Below are 16,553 nucleotides of genomic sequence, written 5' to 3'. Positions count from 1 at the left end.
ATTTGTAAAAAGATGAAAAATCTGAAAGTTCCCTTTTTCAATACACTTCATTATACGTCAAATTTAGACATAATACTATTACAGTTTCTTTTCATTCATATTGTCAAGGCATAAAAACATCCTTGCCGGCACTCGGCAAGGATGTTTTTATCTTACTTTTTTTCTGACAGCCATTTGGCAATAACAGCGGCTTCGTTATCCTCTACAAGCCCCTTTGGCATATTGCCGCGGCCGTTTTTAATAATGCTTTCAATTTTGTGTTCATCGTATTTGCCTCCGACCTCTTGGAGATTAGGCCCTGACACACCTTCTAAATCCTTGCCGTGGCAGCCTACGCAGCTTTGCTGATATAATTCTTCCCCTTCAGATGCAGTGGCTTCCGTCTTGCTGCCGGTGTCTGCCTTCTCTTCTTTTGCATCGTTTGATCCGCAGGCAGCCAACAGAACAGAAAGCGCAAATCCAATCATTAGTATCGATAACTTTGATTTCATGTTGAGAAGCACAACTCCTTTACGATCTCTTCCATATTATAACCTCGTTTAAGCGCGTTTGAAACCCTCGCCCAGCACCTCGCTCGCGTCTGCTACAATCACAAAAGCTGACTCATCAATCTGTTTGACGATTTGTTTCAATTTGGTGAATTCAGTTTGCCCAACCACGCACATTAAAATCGGACGGTCATCGTCAGTATATCCGCCGACTGCAGAAATTTTTGTCACGCCTCTGTCAATCTTCTGTAAGACAGCCTCCTTGACAGCCTGCTCCTGCTTTGTAATGATGAGTGCCATTTTTGAACGATTAAAGCCGACTTGCACAACATCAATGGTTTTGCTGGACACATAGACGCCAAGCATGGCATATAAGCCTTGCTCAATATTAAATACGATCATAGCCGTAACAACAATCATTCCGTCAATGATGGCGAGGCACTTCCCCAATGACAGACCGGAGTACTTATGAATGATCTGTGCAGCCAAGGCTGTACCTCCCGTCGAACCTTTCCCTAAGTACACAATACCAATTCCGATACCTATCCCGACACCGCCAAAAATCGCCGCCAAGAGTTCATGATGAGTGGCGGGCTGAATATCCCTTGTCAGAAACACTACTAGCGGCAAAAACACAGAACCTGCAAGCGTCTTTAGTCCAAATTTCCCGCCGAGCAAAATGACGCCAGCAATAAATAAAGGGATATTAATAATCCACTGTACATACGCTGCTTCAAAACCATATGATTGTAAAATCGTACTGATCCCGCTGACACCGCCGGCGGCAATCTTATTCGGAAGCAAAAATACATTAAAGGACACGGCCGTAATCGCTGCTCCTATCAATATGTATACATAATCCCGCAAAATCCACAATGTTTTATTCCGTACGTCCATCATATATCCTCCGTTTCTTCCAATGCTCTCCGATAGCATTTTAATCCTTCCCTGATTAGATGTAAATAACACCCAAATACAGTGGTAATATGCTAAAGCAGCAGTGAAATCAAGGATATAAGGAATAAAAAAACACACCCGTAAGCATCAGGTGTGTTTTTCAGCTTATGAAAGCTTAGAACGCAGGTAGGCATCAATGAACGTATCAATGTCACCATCCATTACAGCTTGAACGTTCCCCATTTCTGTATTGGTCCGATGGTCTTTTACCATGGAATACGGATGGAATACATAAGAACGGATTTGGCTGCCCCAGCCGATTTCTTTTTGTTCACCGCGAATTTCATCCAGCTCTGCCTGCTGCTCTTCAATTCTGCGCTGATACAGCTTGGCCTTCAGCATTTTCATGGCTCTTTCACGGTTTTTAATTTGTGAGCGCTCCGTTTGGCATGTCACAACTACGTTCGTCGGCAAGTGAGTAATCCGAACGGCTGAATCCGTCGTATTGACGTGCTGTCCGCCCGCGCCGCTTGCACGGTACGTGTCAACTTTAATATCCTCCGTACGAATATCAATATCAATTTCATCGTTAAATTCAGGCATGACTTCACATGAAACGAAAGATGTGTGGCGGCGGCCTGATGAATCAAATGGTGAGATCCGCACAAGACGATGAACACCTTTTTCTGCTTTGAGATACCCGTAAGCGTTGTGTCCTTTGATGAGCAATGTCACTGATTTGATTCCCGCCTCATCACCTGGAAGGTAATCGAGAGTTTCTACTTTAAAGCCGCGGCGCTCTCCCCATCTTGTATACATTCTAAGAAGCATAGAGCCCCAGTCCTGTGACTCTGTACCGCCAGCACCAGGGTGCAGTTCTAAAATCGCGTTATTTTTATCATACGGCTCGCTGAGAAGAAGCTGAAGCTCAAACTCATTGAACTCTTTTGTTAATGATTTTAGTTCTTTTTCAAGCTCAAGCTGGAGATCAGTGTCCGGCTCTTCTTTCAAAAGATCATGAGTCATTTGCAATTCTTCGTGGGATTCATTCAATTTTTTATACGAATTGACATAATCCTTTAAACCGTTTGCTTCATTTATAACCGTTTGAGCTTTTTGCTGATCATTCCAGAATTCCGGATCAGCCATTTGTTCATCTAGCTCAGCAATGCGGGCCTCCTTTGATTCGAGGTCAAAGAGACCCCCTAAAGTCCGCTAAACGAGAAGCCATATTTTCGAGCTCTGCTCTGATTTCTGATAATTCCATTTCATTCACCTCATTAAAAGATCCGCAGGCGCCTGCAGGCGCCGCGGTCAGTAAACTTGCCGGGGCGAACTATTCAGTACGGCCGCAGCAATTTTTATATTTTTTCCCGCTTCCGCAGTGGCATGGGGCATTTCGTCCGATATCAACCACTTTGCGAACCGGTGCTTTCTTTGCTTTTTTGTTGTCGTCGCCTTCTTGCGGCTGATGAGCTGTTGTTTGGCCTTGTACAACCTCTTCACGCTCCAGATTGTTTTCAATCTCAGCTTTCATCACAAATTTTGCGACTTCGTCCTCAATTGATTCAATCATATGCTCAAACATCGCAAAGCCTTCCATTTGATACTCACGAAGCGGGTTCGTCTGCGCGTAAGCACGAAGGTGAATCCCTTGGCGGAGCTGATCCATCGCATCAATATGATCCATCCATTTAGAATCAACGGCACGAAGAACGATAACTTTTTCGAATTCGCGCATTTGCTCTTTGCCGAATTGCTCTTCCTTCTCATTATATTTTGTGATGATGCGGTCCATAATGAGCTCAAGCATTTCATCCGGTTCTTTCCCGAAGATATCGCTCTTCTCAAGCGCACCTTCATCAAGATAAGTTGTGTTGATAAGATCAACTAGACCGTCAAGCTTCCACTCCTCAGGAAGCTCTTCTCTTGGCGTATAGGCTGCAATTGCGCGTTCGAGAGAAGACTTGATCATATTTTCAACGATTTCACGCAGGTTTTCAGAGTCAATGACTTCAAAGCGCTGCTTATAAATGACCTCACGCTGCTGGCGGAGAACATCATCATATTGCAGAAGCTGTTTACGCGAATCGAAGTTATTGCCTTCGACACGTTTTTGTGACGATTCAACCGCGCGAGATACCATTTTGCTTTGGATTGGAGTAGAGTCGTCCATGCCGAAGCGGTCCAGCATCGCCATTGTCCGCTCAGCTCCGAATCTGCGCATCAATTCATCTTCCATAGAAAGATAAAATTGAGTAATCCCCGGGTCTCCCTGACGTCCGGAACGACCTCGAAGCTGATTGTCAATCCGGCGTGATTCGTGTCGTTCTGTTCCGACAACAGCGAGTCCGCCAAGCTCTTTTACACCTTCGCCAAGCTTAATGTCCGTTCCGCGCCCCGCCATGTTAGTCGCAATCGTAACTGCGCCTTTTTGGCCGGCCTCTTCAATGATCTGCGCTTCACGTTCATGGTTTTTGGCATTTAACACTTGATGCGGAATTCCTTTGTTTTTAAGCAGCTTAGAAATCAATTCAGATGTTTCAACGGCAACCGTACCGACTAAAACAGGCTGTCCCGTCATATAACGCTGTGCGACATCCTCCGCAACTGCCTTAAACTTTCCTTCCATCGTGCGGTAAATTAAATCCGGGCGGTCATCACGGACAACAGGCCTGTTGGTAGGGATCGTGACAACCTGCATGTTGTAGATGTTGCGGAATTCTTCTTCCTCTGTCTTAGCTGTACCCGTCATACCGGCAAGTTTTTCGTACATTCGGAAGTAGTTTTGGAACGTAATCGTCGCCAAGGTCATGCTTTCGTTTTGAATCTCAAGCCCTTCCTTCGCTTCAATCGCTTGGTGAAGCCCCTCACTGTAGCGGCGGCCTTTCATCAGACGTCCCGTGAAGGAATCAACAATAACAACCTGTCCGTCTTCCACTACATAGTCAACGTCCTTTTGCATCGCAACGTGAGCTTTTAAGGCCTGGTTGATATGGTGGTTGAGCGCGACATGCTTCACATCAAAGAGGTTATCGATGCCGAACGCTTTTTCCGCCTTCGTCATTCCTTCTTCAGTAAGCTGTACAGCTTTTGTTTTGATATCGTACGTGTAATCCTTCTCCGCTTTTAACGTACGGACAAAAGCATTTGCCTGTACGTACAGCTTAGTGGATTTGGCAGCTTGTCCAGAAATGATAAGAGGTGTTCTCGCTTCATCAATTAAAATAGAGTCAACTTCATCTATTACCGCAAAATGAAGCGGGCGCTGAACCATCTGCTCTTTATAAAGAACCATATTGTCACGCAAATAGTCGAAGCCAAGCTCATTGTTTGTAGAGTAAGTAATGTCAGCTGCATAAGCTTCCCGTTTTTCGTCTTTTGACATTGAGTTTAAATTCAAGCCGACAGTCAGACCGAGAAACTCGAAAATTTTCCCCATTTGTTCAGCGTCACGGCTTGCCAAGTATTCGTTGACAGTCACGACGTGTACGCCTTTACCTGTTAACGCATTTAAATAAACAGGCAGAGTAGACGTTAATGTTTTCCCTTCCCCTGTTTTCATTTCCGCGATATTTCCGTCATGAAGCGCTACGCCCCCCATGAGCTGGACTTTAAACGGAAACATACCTGTTACGCGGCGTGAAGCTTCTCGAACAACAGCGAAAGCTTCAACAAGAAGATCATCCGTTGTCGCCCCTTTTTCAAGACGCTCTTTAAATTCAATTGTTTTATGTTTCAACGCGTCGTCAGAGAGATTTTCATAGTCTCCGCGAATCGCATCAATATCGTTAGCAATTTTTTCGTATCTATTCAGCGTACGTTTTGTTGGATCAAACATTTTATTTAAAATTCCAAGCATTTATAACGCTCCTCTATCATCACATGCCTATTTTAAAGGCATGTATAAATAATTTACTAGTCCATGTATACCTCTCATTATCATATCATACCTTTTGTTATTTCCAAAGAATTTGCAAATAAGAAAAACAAAAACCTTCCGCGGACATCACGGAAGGCTTCTCTTCATTATTCAGTCGGTTCAATTAAGCCATATTTCCCGTCATTTCTGCGGTACACGACATTTGTAAGGTTTGTTTCCGCATTTGTGAAAACAAAGAAATTATGGCCGAGCATATTCATTTGCAGGATCGCTTCTTCACTATCCATCGGCTTTAAATTAAAGCGTTTCTGACGGACGATATCCAAGCTCTCCTCCTCTTCTATGTCATCCTGAACCGCAATATCTGTATCAGAGCCAAGACCGTTTGCCAATAAATATTTTGGAGAGCCCTGCTCACGGAATTTACGGTTTACTTTCGTTTTATGCTTACGGATTTGACGTTCCAGTTTGTTTGTTGCGAGATCAATTGCGTTGTACATATCCTCGTTATGCACCTCGGACCGAAGCGCCAGATCTGTCATCGGAATCGTAACCTCAACCTTAGACTCCTTGTCATTGTAAAACTTCAAGTTGACGTTCACATCAGCATCCACGCTATGGTCAAAATAGCGCTCCAGCTTGCCGATCTTCCTCTCGACATGATCCTTTAACGCGGGTGTCACTTCAATATTTTCTCCTCTGATGTTATAGTTCATCAAAGAACGCCTCCCTTTTATTAAGGATATGTATCTATTTCTCTTTTACCCTTTACAATTCCTGCTGAAACATAAATCTTTTGTGAAAATTCAGTGAACTTTGTCGAATTTTGTTTGTATTTGCTCTGTTATTGGCGGTTCGGAGGTATATGTATATGCTGATTGAACGAAACAAATACCTCACACACGCCTAATTGATTAAAAAGGGTTCCATACATTGATGAATAGACAGCATCCATTTTCTATAATGAATCAGAAAATGTTCCTTTAAATACTCACAGAACTCATGAGAGGGAAAAGAGAAAGAGACCAATTGATCAAACTCCGCAAAAATTTGGTCAAATGCTTTCACACAAATTTCAGCACACCGCGAATCCATAATGAAGAGAAGTGTTGAATGTGTTGAATCCAAATAAAAAAAGGCTTGGATCAGATCTTGGTAGATCCGATCCCCTTCTGTTTTTGATAAATTCTCTTCAGCCTCTATCAAATAACACAATCCTTCTTCAATGGTAAAAAGAAGATGATAATAAGCTGATAAAAGCGTATAATCTTCAATGCTCTTCAAGGCACTCACCTATTTACGCTTGTCATAATATGTGCCGTCAATCGTAATGTTGTTATAAGGGTTTAAATACGTCGTATGCATCACACGTTTTCTTTTCATCTGCTGAAGTTCTGTTGCGATTGACTGCTTCAGTCTTTCCATTTCCTTCACAATCAGCTGATCCCATGTCAAAATAAGTTTCATCTGCTTTCGCTCTTCTTCTGAAAGCGGCAGAGATATCTCCTGAATCAGTTCAGACCGTGTAGCCACAAAGTCTTCAATTTGCTTTAAAAGTTCATCGCTTTCCGGCGTATTTTGTATGTGTGACAGCATACTCTTCGTCTCAGTGTATAGTTGATCTATATTATTCATGCGATCCCGCCTGATCCGTGCCGGTCCTTCCGTTCACTTTGAATGGCTTGTTTCCAAGCATCGCGAAAATCTGTTACATAACCTTCAACCTCAGCCAGCATGCCCGTATCATTTTTGATATTTGCCTGTACCAATCTGCGATACATATAATCGTACATCGCACCCATAGAAGCGGAAAGCTCTATGTTACGGTTAAGTGTAAAATTTAATTCCTGAATAATATTTTGCGCTTTAATCAGATTTTCATTTTTACGTTCCATATCATCATTCTCAATGGCCTGAGCGGCAAGTCTTATAAATTTCAAACAGCCATTATACAGCATAAGCGTCAGCTCACCGGGTGTAGCCGTATTCACTGAATTTTGCTGATAGGCTGTATAAGGATTTTGGATCGCCATGTGTCATCCTCCAAATTACATTTATTGTACAAGAAGCTGTGATAAATAGGACGCTTGTTCGTTCATTTTTTGAATCGCAGAATCCATTGCACTGAATTTTGTATAATAGCGGTTTTCTATTGTGGTCAACCGGTCCTGCATTTTGGTAATATCTGTGCTGATCGTGTTTAAATTTTTACCGATTGAATAATCATTGGTTCCCATTGTCGAGTTGCCGGCTTTTGCTTCAATGCTCTTCACCGTACTTTTCAGGGTGTCACCGATGCGTTTCATAACCCCTTTATCACTATAGGCGCTGCTGTTCGATCCACTTGTAAATAAAGCGGCAACGCTTTGCGGATCTTCTTGTATTTTGGCTTTCAGTTTGTCTTCATTAATCTCTAAATGTCCCCGCATTTGGTAAGCACTTGAGGTTGTTATGCCGAATTCTGTCAATTGATAGGTTTTCCCATCCGCATTAACTTGAGTATAAAAGTCAGTCCGCATTTGGTTCGTGCCAGTGCTGATGCTGGAATCATTTCTAAGCAATCCGCTTTTCGCCTTCTCCTCCCAGAGCTCTACCTCTTTATCGGACATGGCTTCTTTTTGTTCACTTGTCAACGGAGTATAGTCTCGGTATTTTTCTTCTTTCAGCTTTTCATTCAGGCTGTCAACCATTTCATTGTATTTATCTACAAACTCTTTGATTTGGTTATAAATCCCGTCAACATCAGTAGAAACAGATGTGGTAACAGGGCCTGTGGCTGCAGTTGTATTTTTAATCGAGTAAGTAACACCATTTACCGTGAAATTGTTTGTCAGCTTCTCCATTTCAAAGCCGTTAATTGTGACTTTGGCATTTGTGCCTTCTTTGTAAGCAGTGAGCTTATTATCAGCATCCAAAGAAAAACCAAGCTGACCGGACATAAAGTCAGCTGTAGCAGAGTCTGCTGCCTGTATACTGCCCCCTGCACCTGTTGCTTTAGAAGAAAACGCAATGGTTTCTACGTACTCTGTACCATTCCAAATTTTATCTTTAAAAGCTGATACTCCTAGATCTGAGCTGTTAAGTTTAGAAATCACATTATCAATCGTATCGGCGCTCGTCACACTAATGTTCACTGTTTTTGCCGTTGTCTCACCAGGCGCAACAACGTTAAATGCCAAATTATAATCGCCTTGTGTATAACCCGTATAATTGTTTGCCTTATACGTTGCTGCGGTTGCCAAGCTCGCCACTTCAACAGTAGAAGAAGAGTTTGGTGCACTTGCGCTTCCTGTAGCAGTTAACACAGACTCATTAGAGCTTGTCACAGTTTTGCTCTGATACGTGCTAGGATATGTCAACGTATTTTTAGACATATAATCTTGCAATTCTTTTATTTTTGTATTGACTTCACGATAGCTGTCACGCTGCCATTCAAGAGTCTGCTTTTTTTGCTTCAGCTTATCAAGCGGCGCTCTTTCTGTCTGCATCAGCTTTGATACAATATCATCTATATCCATTCCTGATGCCAGACCTGTTATTCTTGTGACCATCTCAAACCACTCCTATTCTACTTTTTTTCATCTACAAATAACCCGAGAAATTCAGTCATAGCCGCATAAAAATCAAGCCACCGTTTTGGTGGAATTTCGCGGATCACTTCATTTGTAGAGTCCTCTATTACTTTTACATAGTATTCATTTAACTTCTCATGAAGCTCAAACTTCAGGTGAACTTGCGAAGGTTCCAAAAGCTTGTTCATTTCCCCCACCATTTCAGCAAGATTGGTATATGAAACTTGATGAACAGGAACCTCGTTATCATTATCTTTCTGATTATGTATTTGAGTATCATAACGATCCCAAACAGGTTGTAACGTAGTGAGCCTTTCAATGTTCAATTGATCATCCCCTATGCCCCAATCTATCGTTTATATCGACTAAATCGAGATAAGATTACACATATTTTTGGAAAAAAAATCTTCTGTTTTAGATTTCTTGTTTGGAAATACTTATAAAAAGTTAGTGGAGAATCCGGTTATTATATCACGAGTTAGTGACAGCAAGGGGGAAGTATTCGGAGCTAGAAATATTAAATAAAAGACCTTGGCGTTGCCAAGGTCTTTTTTAAAATTAACGTAATAATTGAAGTACGTTTTGCGGTTGTTGGTTTGCTTGAGCCAGCATCGCTTGAGAAGCCTGAGAAAGAATGTTGTTCTTTGTGAACTCACTCATTTCTTTAGCCATGTCAACGTCACGGATACGAGACTCAGCAGCAGTTAGGTTTTCACCAGAAGCGCTTAAGTTGTTGATTGTATGCTCAAGACGGTTTTGTACCGCACCTAATTTTGAACGTTGTTTAGAAACTGTGTTGATTGCGTCATCAACTGTTTTAAGTTGAGCATTGAATCCTACAGTAGCAGTGTCAGCTGCATTGTCTTTGAATTTTGTTACATCGATGTCAGATACTGCTTGTCCAGTAATAAGAGTACCTGTAGCAGTGTCTACTGCACCGATATCTTTCGCAGCCATACTTTCGATATTAACAGAAAGCTGTTGACTGCTGTTAGCTCCGATTTGGAATGTTAATGATTTACCGCTAGCTTGCGAGAAATCGCCATTAAGAAGTTTTTTACCGTTAAACTCAGTACGGTCAGAGATACCGTTAGCGTTTGTTCCGCCACCGATTTCTTCAACAAGTGAAGTGATCTCGTCTTGGATCGCTTGAAGGTCAGTACCATCTTGAGTACCTGTGTTTCCTGCTTGAACAACTAGTTCACGAACACGTTGAAGAATAGAGTGAGTTTCAGTCAATGCACCCTCAGCTGTTTGGATAAGAGAGATTCCGTCTTGAGAGTTTTTAGAAGCCATTTCAAGACCTCTGATTTGCCCTCTCATTTTTTCAGAGATCGCAAGACCCGCTGCGTCATCTCCCGCACGGTTGATACGAAGACCTGAAGACAGTTTCTCCATGTTCTTTTGGCTCGCACCGTTGTTTGAAGACAAACGGTTCAGTGTGTTAAGCGCTGCGATATTGTGGTTAATTCTCATTGTTTTGTTCCTCCTTGAATTTGTTGTTAAGGCACGTCCTTGTGCCCTTATTTTGTAACTGGCGGAGTCTTTTGCGCCTCCTCCCGGCTACATCATTAATATCGGATTGTCTCTGATTTTGTTAATACAAAAATAAAAAAATCCTCACTTTTTTTGTGAGGATAATGCGGAGATCACATCGCTGGATAACGCTGCTGCACGGTTATTTTCTTCCTGAATGGTCAAGTAAATTTCTTTCCTGTGAATATCAATATGCTTTGGGGCGTCAATTCCAAGCTTCACTTGATCCCCTTCAACCGCAATCACTTTTACTTCAATATCAGCACCTATTTGAATCGCTTCGTTTATTTTCCGCGATAAAACTAGCATGATTCTCCTCCAATCGGATGCTTTGTCGTATATGAGGAGTCGTGTAAAACGACTTGCTTAGCCATCATGTTCTTGCGATTCACAATAATGGGAGCCAATAAATTCGCAGTAGACTTTTCAAATGGCTCTGCCATAGTCAATATTGTCATGACTTCTACGTCTTGAATATTATCGATATCCAAAAGTTCAGCAGTTGATTCATCAAGATCAAATTCATAATTCTTAAAAAAGATAAACGGACTTACGACGATAAACGCAAGATTTTCTGAAGTGACGGACTGCAGTGCCACGAATGGAGAGTCTTCTGAAAGCGGAAGTATGACAAATTGTTTTTCTTCTAAAAAGCCTGGAATCCCGCTTTCAAAAAGAATGATTTGTTCTTCTTTTATGTTCATTTGGCCATGGTACTTCGTATGAATGATCATTGTTCACGATCCTTTTCTTTTTACTTTTCGGGTGATTCTTTCGGGTATTCTACATCTATATTTAAATCAGGGTATTGGAGCATGTCAACCTTAACATTTCCTGGCGTATATTCAACAATTGGCTTATGCGGCTCAGCCTGAATAACAGGCTTTCGCGGCGTAATCTGAACATCAAGCTGTGACGGAGTATATTGTATTTTCACCCTAGATAGAGAAGGAGCATAATTTTCGCCTAATTGAATTTGGTGCATTTCAGAGTTCTTCCTTGCTTGTGAAGCGATTGGGTTCCCCTTATTTTCAATCCTCATAAGCTCGTCGCCTTCTTCTGCAGTGCGCGCTATTCCCTCCATTACATCCTCATGCCCTTGTTGTGCGGCTTCTTCAATTCTCTTGAAAACATGCTTTCTGTCTAATTCTTCCCATGCTTGTGTCTGGTCAATCGTGAGTTTTCCAGGTGTCACCGATATTTCCATTTCCGCACTCGGCTGTTCGATCTCTAGATCAGCTTGAGGCTGCTCCATTTTTAAGCTGGCAGGCGTCGTTGTTAAACCAATTTTTCCTTGAACACTATGCATAATCAATCTGGGAATCTGCATCACTCTACCTCCTGAACTATAAAAAAAGCGAACTCCTGAGAGCCGCTTACTTTAAAAAGTCAATCAATGTAGGCTGAACAATTTGCGCATTAACGGCCAGAGTAGCCCTGTGCACACTTTGCTGCGCAATAAATTCAGTTATTACTTCTTCCAGTTCTACATCTTCATTGTCTGATAACACTTTGGTAGCTGTTTCTTCTTGCGCTGACAGTCTTGTATTAACCAGTTCAAGACGATTATATCTCGCTCCAAGATCAGATCGTTCAGCACTCATGCCGTCAGAAAAATGATCAATATCATCTAAAACACTGTCCATGCCATCTAGCGAACCAGAATTTAGTGCTTTCTCAAAAGAATCAAGCATTTCAAATACATTCTGCCCGCTTTCAGAAGTGCCTCCAAAAGCTGACTTTGGATCTGAATTCACTTTCAATGACATATTATTTGATATATTGACTACGACATCAGCTGTATCAGAAATTGTATAAGTTCCGTCTCCGTTATCTGTAACCGGAGGCTTATCTGAATTTGTGCCATTAAAGATATATCTGCCGTTCACTTGTGTATTCGCAATATTTAAAAGCTGTTCCTTTAACTGCTTTACTTCTACGCCAATCGCTTGCCGCTCCGCCTCGCCGTTTGTATCATTTTGAGCTTCAACCGCTAATTCTCTGACCTTTGACAAGATGTCAATTCCTTCTGTAATGTTTGTTTCTGTGTTTTCGAGCCAGGTAAAGGCTTGAGAGGCATTGCTTTTGTACTGCTGCACTTGAGACAGTTGCGTATTATACTTTAAGCTTTTCATTGCTACTACAGGATCGTCGGAAGCTTTTGAGATTTTTTTCCCTGAAGAAATCTGCGACTGGAGTTTATCCAGCTTCGAGTAGCTCGAACCGATATATCTCAGTGAGTTTTGCTGTATCATGCCTTGTGTTACTCTCATGTGACTCTACCTACCTTCCTCCAACACCCATACCGTTGATCACTTTATCAAGTAATTCGTCTTGTAAAGTCACCATTCTTGCAGCTGCATTGTATGCGTGTTGGAATTGAATCATATTCGTCATTTCTTCGTCTAAAGAAACTGCGCTCATTTGCTGACGGTTTATGTCAGCATCATTAAGCTGTGTTTCTGTATTAGACGCCAGTCGATTAGCCTCTTGAGCTTCGATCCCTAGCTCGCCAATCAGACCCGCATAATAATCTAAAACACTAGTTTCTTTACCGTTAATGGTTATTTTACCGGTTAAAACATTTGCTAATTTTGTAGCATTTGCGTTATCGTTGGCTGCGCCAGTCAGTGAGAAAGCAATGTTTGCGCCTTTTGAATCTATTATGCTGTCAGCCACTTTGATCTTGCCCGCCGCGCCCTTGGCAGGTTCAGTTTCACCGCCAGTAAAATCAAAAAAGTCTCCGCCTTGTTCACCGCTCTTGGTCACACCATTTCTGTGCACTTCATTGAAAGCTTTCGCGAATTCAAGCGCCATATTGTCAAGATCAGAAAGCATTTCCGGGTATACGCCCTTTTCTTGGCCATCTGCTGTTATATACCCATAAGACTCTATAAATCCTAAAAGGGATCCCTTGCTGCTAAAGGACTCCGCCTGCACAGCTGTATCCCCGATTGAAATACTTGATACTAACCCAGTTTCATTATCATAGTTGGCTGCAAGTTCTGAAACCTCGTAATTTTTACCGTCCAAAACAGTTCCTAGCGACTGTTTATTTTTATCAAGGATTTCAATTGATACAGTTCCTTCAGCAGATGCAAGTGCATTCCCACCTGATTTGTTGTAGTTGACTTTGATATCAACCATTGAGGATAATTTATCGATCAGCAAATCTCGCTGGTCATATAAACCATTCGGAAGAAGCCCGACCGGCTCTACTTGTGCAATTTGCTTATTTAAACTGTTTAATTGAGAAAGCAGAGAATTGACATCCAACACAGTTGTATTTAGCTCTGCTTTTAAATTCGATTGGACATTTGTAAGTGATTCAGAAATATAATTAAACGTTTCAGCTACAGCTTGTCCTTTTCGAGCAACAACAGAACGTGCACTTTCTTCATTTGTATTATTCGATAATTCCTGCAGGGAATTCCAAAACGAATTGAGCACACTGTTCAAGCCGCTGTCATCCGTTTCATTTAAAACGCCTTCCATTTGGGACAGCGCTTTTGCCTTCGTGTCATAGTATCCGGCACTGTTGTTTTGAAGACGGTATTGGTAGTCAAGAAAGATATCTCTTATTCTCTCAACTGATTTTCCTTGAACGCCCGTACCCATTTGTCCCGCTGTTTTTTCTGCATTTTTAGATACAGCAGGGAAATAGTCAGTTGCCTCCAATGAGACCCGCTGTCTTGTATAACCATCAGTATTGGCATTTGCCACGTTATTTGCAGTAGTGCTTAACGCTGCCTGCTGAGCGCTTAACGCCCGCCTTGCAGTTTCAAGCCCCATAAAGGTAGATGTCATTTTCTGAATTCCTTTCTGCTAAGCTTTTGAATCAAACAGTTTCATTTGGCTGCTTTTCGGCAGCTCAGCTTTAATTGATTTGCTGTAATTGAAGTTATTTTCCTTAGGAACCAGCATATCGTACGAAATAGAGATGAATTGCAGCGCGTCTCTTGTCAGCTGCCTATTCATCTCATTTACTTTTTTCAGACGTCCGAGAACTTGAGAAAGAGATTCGTATAATTGTTCCAGCTCTTCCTTTTCACTGCCTGAGGTTTTGGCGATACATGCGGAAATAGTATTATTTTCGCTATATCCGAGAAAGGCCGAAGTTGTTTTGATCCGGTCATCTTCTGTCTGCGTGATTGCTTGAATATATTTTTGCTCTTTTGTCAAAATGTTAGAAAGCTCTTTTGTTTTGCCGGCTTTGAGCGCTTCCGTCTTTTCTTCAGACAGCGTGAGCAGGTGCTCATGCAGAACGCAAAGTCGCTTCAATTGTTCAATAATTGCCTTCGCTGACATGGGCTTTCTCCTTTTTTATTGCTTTTTATAAAAATTAATTATATTTTTCGCGATATGATTTGCGTCTACTTTGTATGACCCGTTTTCAATTTGCGCTTTAAGCTGCGCAATTTTTTCCTGTCGTGAACCAGTGACTGCGTCGGATGCATGTTGCATTTCTTTAGCCTGTGATGAAATTTCAATTTTATCTTGAGGCTGTGCAGCAGTTTTTTGCACCGCTTGCTTATCATAATTTTTTTGATATGGATTAACGGATTGTGTTCCAAATTGATTGATTTTCATAGGATTCCTCTCGCTTTCCGTTGCAGTCTTTAAACAATCTTAACCCTTTTATCGACTGCGTTTTCAGTTAGTTTAGGGAATCAGCTGTTTTTGGTATTATAGGCATAGTATGTGTCTTTTTTACTATTTTCTTTCTCGATTTTCAGAGCATCCTCGTGGTTCAAATGATCCATTTGATCCTTAATATCGGACTGGCAAGCCTTGCAGAACTTGCCTTCTCTAATCGATGTCCCGCACCTTTCACAAGGGTATGCCAAATTAGGAAGATGAGTGATCTGAATTCGCTTCTGCCTGATGAATTTCAATATCAGCTCTTCTTCCACACCTGTTTCCTCAGTTATCCGGCTCAAAGTTGATTGCCGGTTTTCCTGTTTTCTTAAAAATTTATAGACAGTCTCAAATGATTTTTCTTCTTCCTTAATACACGCCTGACATACGGTTTGCAGCTTTGTTTTTAAAAATAAAGCATTGCATTTCGGACAATTAGCCAGTTCTCCCATCTTTTTTTCTCCTTATTAGATAATATGCCTGTGTCAATTTCTAGTGATTATATCGGCATAAAAACAGAATCATTTAGCTTCTGATCAAGGTAAAAGATGACACTGAAGCGGCTTTTCCTTTTTCTAATAAACAGCGGGCTGCGAAGTGCAAGGTGGCGCCTGTTGTATAAAGATCGTCTATTAAAATGATATCCATACCTTCTGCTGAATTATTTTTTGTATCAAAAATGCGCTCTGACAGCAGGCGTTCTGTTTTCTTTTTCTTTGACTGTTTCTCATTATTCAGGCGAATGAGGGGATGGTGGGAAGGCCGGTCTAAACATTCTGCCAAGAGCTGTGCCTGGTTAAATCCGCGCTCTTCTTCCCGTTCCTTGCTCAGCGGAATAGGTACAAGAACAAAATGCTTATCGGGGTAAACCTTAGAAAAGGTTGAAGAAAAATCACTTTTAAATGCATTTATGATTTCTGCATCTCCTCTAAATTTAAAACGGGAGAGCGTTTCTTTCATCATATCATTATATGTGTAAACTGAACGGTTCTGACGCAATAGCAAACTGTCTCTGATCCTTGTTCTCCACACCTCGCAATCCCTGCATACGGCATGAACAGATTGAGGTCTGCCGCACAGGGGGCAGATATGTCCTGTGATTTTCTTTAATTTGCTTCTGCAAGAATAACAAACCTTTTCATCAGGCTTTAGTAAAAAAAGGGCTCTCCATGTAACATCTTGAGAAAATTGCGAATCACATAATAAACAGATCAGTTTATGAATACCTCCTCCTGCTTCGTGTGACATAAATCGCTTGGACTCTCTGAAACTACTGCAGCAGATTCAGCCAAAATGACAAGCATTGCTGTGTTTTTTTGTTTATCTACCAGCTCAGCTTTCGTATATGCGATCTTTTTAAGATCAGTAACGTAGGATGGACTCACTTTGTTTAAAGAAAGTGCCAATACATCGTTCTGGCATACTTGGCAAGTACAGGCCATATGAAGCTGGTCCATATATCGGTCGAGCAGTTCTTTCATTACGATTTCTTTTGAATTGACAAGCATTTTTACAGCTCCTCATCATCGGTTATATGAG

21 protein-coding genes are annotated in these 16,553 nt (G+C 41.6%); all 21 read right to left on the bottom strand.

Annotated elements, in window-relative coordinates; genetic code table 11:
* Positions 1 to 152: 152 nt before the first annotated feature.
* Positions 153 to 491, bottom strand: a complete 339-nt coding sequence (gene cccB / locus NYE22_RS02865) for a cytochrome c551 (protein ID WP_021480707.1) — start codon at positions 489 to 491, stop codon at positions 153 to 155.
* Positions 492 to 539: 48 nt separating this feature from the next.
* Positions 540 to 1,385 carry a YitT family protein gene (locus NYE22_RS02860; RefSeq protein WP_003242677.1) on the bottom strand — a complete coding sequence of 282 codons (846 nt, stop codon included), beginning with the start codon at positions 1,383 to 1,385 and terminating at the stop codon, positions 540 to 542.
* A gap of 165 nt (positions 1,386 to 1,550) precedes the next feature.
* A protein-coding gene (prfB, locus tag NYE22_RS02855) for a peptide chain release factor 2 (RefSeq protein ID WP_010886623.1) occupies positions 1,551 to 2,652 on the bottom strand; the annotation gives its coding sequence in 2 pieces (ribosomal slippage) (positions 1,551 to 2,579 and positions 2,581 to 2,652; 1,101 coding nt in all).
* 69 nt (positions 2,653 to 2,721) lie between these two features.
* A complete protein-coding gene (gene secA, locus NYE22_RS02850) occupies positions 2,722 to 5,247 on the bottom strand; it encodes a preprotein translocase subunit SecA (RefSeq protein ID WP_003228033.1) in 2,526 nt (841 codons plus the stop codon).
* Between the two features lie 167 nt (positions 5,248 to 5,414).
* A complete protein-coding gene (hpf, locus tag NYE22_RS02845) occupies positions 5,415 to 5,984 on the bottom strand; it encodes a ribosome hibernation promotion factor (RefSeq protein ID WP_003228031.1) in 570 nt (189 codons plus the stop codon).
* Positions 5,985 to 6,174: 190 nt separating this feature from the next.
* Complete coding sequence (locus tag NYE22_RS02840) at positions 6,175 to 6,552, bottom strand: hypothetical protein (protein WP_003244377.1); 378 nt, start codon at positions 6,550 to 6,552, stop codon at positions 6,175 to 6,177.
* Between the two features lie 9 nt (positions 6,553 to 6,561).
* Complete coding sequence (gene fliT, locus NYE22_RS02835) at positions 6,562 to 6,903, bottom strand: flagella biosynthesis regulatory protein FliT (protein ID WP_003242603.1); 342 nt, start codon at positions 6,901 to 6,903, stop codon at positions 6,562 to 6,564.
* Positions 6,900 to 7,301 carry a flagellar export chaperone FliS gene (gene fliS, locus NYE22_RS02830; RefSeq protein ID WP_003243747.1) on the bottom strand — a complete coding sequence of 134 codons (402 nt, stop codon included), beginning with the start codon at positions 7,299 to 7,301 and terminating at the stop codon, positions 6,900 to 6,902. The genes fliT and fliS overlap by 4 nt, the downstream gene beginning before the upstream one ends.
* 21 nt (positions 7,302 to 7,322) lie before the next feature.
* The gene (locus NYE22_RS02825; RefSeq protein ID WP_163117116.1) at positions 7,323 to 8,819 is read right to left on the bottom strand and encodes a flagellar hook-associated protein 2; all 1,497 of its coding nucleotides are present in this window, start codon (positions 8,817 to 8,819) and stop codon (positions 7,323 to 7,325) included.
* 17 nt (positions 8,820 to 8,836) lie between these two features.
* Entirely contained in the window at positions 8,837 to 9,166 is a 330-nt protein-coding gene (gene flaG / locus NYE22_RS02820; RefSeq protein WP_021480710.1) for a flagellar protein FlaG, read from the bottom strand.
* 232 nt (positions 9,167 to 9,398) lie between these two features.
* The gene (hag, locus tag NYE22_RS02815) at positions 9,399 to 10,316 is read right to left on the bottom strand and encodes a flagellin Hag (protein ID WP_085185617.1); all 918 of its coding nucleotides are present in this window, start codon (positions 10,314 to 10,316) and stop codon (positions 9,399 to 9,401) included.
* A 144-nt stretch (positions 10,317 to 10,460) separates the two neighbouring features.
* The gene (csrA, locus tag NYE22_RS02810) at positions 10,461 to 10,685 is read right to left on the bottom strand and encodes a carbon storage regulator CsrA (RefSeq protein ID WP_003219727.1); all 225 of its coding nucleotides are present in this window, start codon (positions 10,683 to 10,685) and stop codon (positions 10,461 to 10,463) included.
* Positions 10,679 to 11,110, bottom strand: a complete 432-nt coding sequence (gene fliW, locus NYE22_RS02805; protein WP_003228007.1) for a flagellar assembly protein FliW — start codon at positions 11,108 to 11,110, stop codon at positions 10,679 to 10,681. The genes csrA and fliW overlap by 7 nt, the downstream gene beginning before the upstream one ends.
* A 20-nt stretch (positions 11,111 to 11,130) precedes the next feature.
* Positions 11,131 to 11,706, bottom strand: coding sequence for a DUF6470 family protein (locus tag NYE22_RS02800; protein ID WP_283933815.1), 576 nt, complete (start codon positions 11,704 to 11,706; stop codon positions 11,131 to 11,133).
* A gap of 46 nt (positions 11,707 to 11,752) precedes the next feature.
* Positions 11,753 to 12,649 carry a flagellar hook-associated protein FlgL gene (flgL, locus tag NYE22_RS02795; RefSeq protein WP_101501515.1) on the bottom strand — a complete coding sequence of 299 codons (897 nt, stop codon included), beginning with the start codon at positions 12,647 to 12,649 and terminating at the stop codon, positions 11,753 to 11,755.
* A 10-nt stretch (positions 12,650 to 12,659) separates the two neighbouring features.
* Complete coding sequence (gene flgK, locus NYE22_RS02790; RefSeq protein ID WP_046160905.1) at positions 12,660 to 14,183, bottom strand: flagellar hook-associated protein FlgK; 1,524 nt, start codon at positions 14,181 to 14,183, stop codon at positions 12,660 to 12,662.
* Positions 14,184 to 14,201: 18 nt separating this feature from the next.
* The gene (gene flgN / locus NYE22_RS02785) at positions 14,202 to 14,684 is read right to left on the bottom strand and encodes a flagellar protein FlgN (RefSeq protein ID WP_014481048.1); all 483 of its coding nucleotides are present in this window, start codon (positions 14,682 to 14,684) and stop codon (positions 14,202 to 14,204) included.
* Positions 14,685 to 14,699: 15 nt separating this feature from the next.
* The gene (flgM, locus tag NYE22_RS02780; protein ID WP_014481049.1) at positions 14,700 to 14,966 is read right to left on the bottom strand and encodes a flagellar biosynthesis anti-sigma factor FlgM; all 267 of its coding nucleotides are present in this window, start codon (positions 14,964 to 14,966) and stop codon (positions 14,700 to 14,702) included.
* An 80-nt stretch (positions 14,967 to 15,046) separates the two neighbouring features.
* Entirely contained in the window at positions 15,047 to 15,466 is a 420-nt protein-coding gene (locus tag NYE22_RS02775; protein ID WP_003227995.1) for a TIGR03826 family flagellar region protein, read from the bottom strand.
* 73 nt (positions 15,467 to 15,539) lie between these two features.
* Entirely contained in the window at positions 15,540 to 16,262 is a 723-nt protein-coding gene (gene comFC / locus NYE22_RS02770; protein ID WP_305090688.1) for a comF operon protein ComFC, read from the bottom strand.
* Positions 16,226 to 16,522 (bottom strand): late competence protein ComFB, encoded by a 297-nt coding sequence (gene comFB / locus NYE22_RS02765; protein WP_116315796.1) that lies wholly within the window; start codon positions 16,520 to 16,522, stop codon positions 16,226 to 16,228. The genes comFC and comFB overlap by 37 nt, the downstream gene beginning before the upstream one ends.
* Positions 16,523 to 16,553 lie beyond the last annotated feature (31 nt).

This window comes from Bacillus sp. FSL K6-1560 (assembly GCF_038592935.1).
GTDB classification, from domain to species: domain Bacteria; phylum Bacillota; class Bacilli; order Bacillales; family Bacillaceae; genus Bacillus; species Bacillus subtilis.
Note: the sequence above shows the minus strand (reverse complement) of the source record. Positions and strands in the feature narration are given on the sequence as shown.

Coding starts and splice junctions, on each gene's coding strand:
- cccB (WP_021480707.1), bottom strand. CDS start 491: ATGAAATCAAAGTTATCGATACTAATGATTGGATTTGCGCTTTCTGTT.
- NYE22_RS02860 (WP_003242677.1), bottom strand. CDS start 1,385: ATGGACGTACGGAATAAAACATTGTGGATTTTGCGGGATTATGTATAC.
- secA (WP_003228033.1), bottom strand. CDS start 5,247: ATGCTTGGAATTTTAAATAAAATGTTTGATCCAACAAAACGTACGCTG.
- hpf (WP_003228031.1), bottom strand. CDS start 5,984: ATGAACTATAACATCAGAGGAGAAAATATTGAAGTGACACCCGCGTTA.
- fliT (WP_003242603.1), bottom strand. CDS start 6,903: ATGAATAATATAGATCAACTATACACTGAGACGAAGAGTATGCTGTCA.
- fliS (WP_003243747.1), bottom strand. CDS start 7,301: ATGGCGATCCAAAATCCTTATACAGCCTATCAGCAAAATTCAGTGAAT.
- NYE22_RS02825 (WP_163117116.1), bottom strand. CDS start 8,819: ATGGTCACAAGAATAACAGGTCTGGCATCAGGAATGGATATAGATGAT.
- hag (WP_085185617.1), bottom strand. CDS start 10,316: ATGAGAATTAACCACAATATCGCAGCGCTTAACACACTGAACCGTTTG.
- csrA (WP_003219727.1), bottom strand. CDS start 10,685: ATGCTAGTTTTATCGCGGAAAATAAACGAAGCGATTCAAATAGGTGCT.
- fliW (WP_003228007.1), bottom strand. CDS start 11,110: ATGATCATTCATACGAAGTACCATGGCCAAATGAACATAAAAGAAGAA.
- NYE22_RS02800 (WP_283933815.1), bottom strand. CDS start 11,706: ATGCAGATTCCCAGATTGATTATGCATAGTGTTCAAGGAAAAATTGGT.
- flgL (WP_101501515.1), bottom strand. CDS start 12,649: ATGAGAGTAACACAAGGCATGATACAGCAAAACTCACTGAGATATATC.
- flgK (WP_046160905.1), bottom strand. CDS start 14,183: ATGACATCTACCTTTATGGGGCTTGAAACTGCAAGGCGGGCGTTAAGC.
- flgN (WP_014481048.1), bottom strand. CDS start 14,684: ATGTCAGCGAAGGCAATTATTGAACAATTGAAGCGACTTTGCGTTCTG.
- flgM (WP_014481049.1), bottom strand. CDS start 14,966: ATGAAAATCAATCAATTTGGAACACAATCCGTTAATCCATATCAAAAA.
- NYE22_RS02775 (WP_003227995.1), bottom strand. CDS start 15,466: ATGGGAGAACTGGCTAATTGTCCGAAATGCAATGCTTTATTTTTAAAA.
- comFC (WP_305090688.1), bottom strand. CDS start 16,262: ATGTCACACGAAGCAGGAGGAGGTATTCATAAACTGATCTGTTTATTA.
- comFB (WP_116315796.1), bottom strand. CDS start 16,522: ATGCTTGTCAATTCAAAAGAAATCGTAATGAAAGAACTGCTCGACCGA.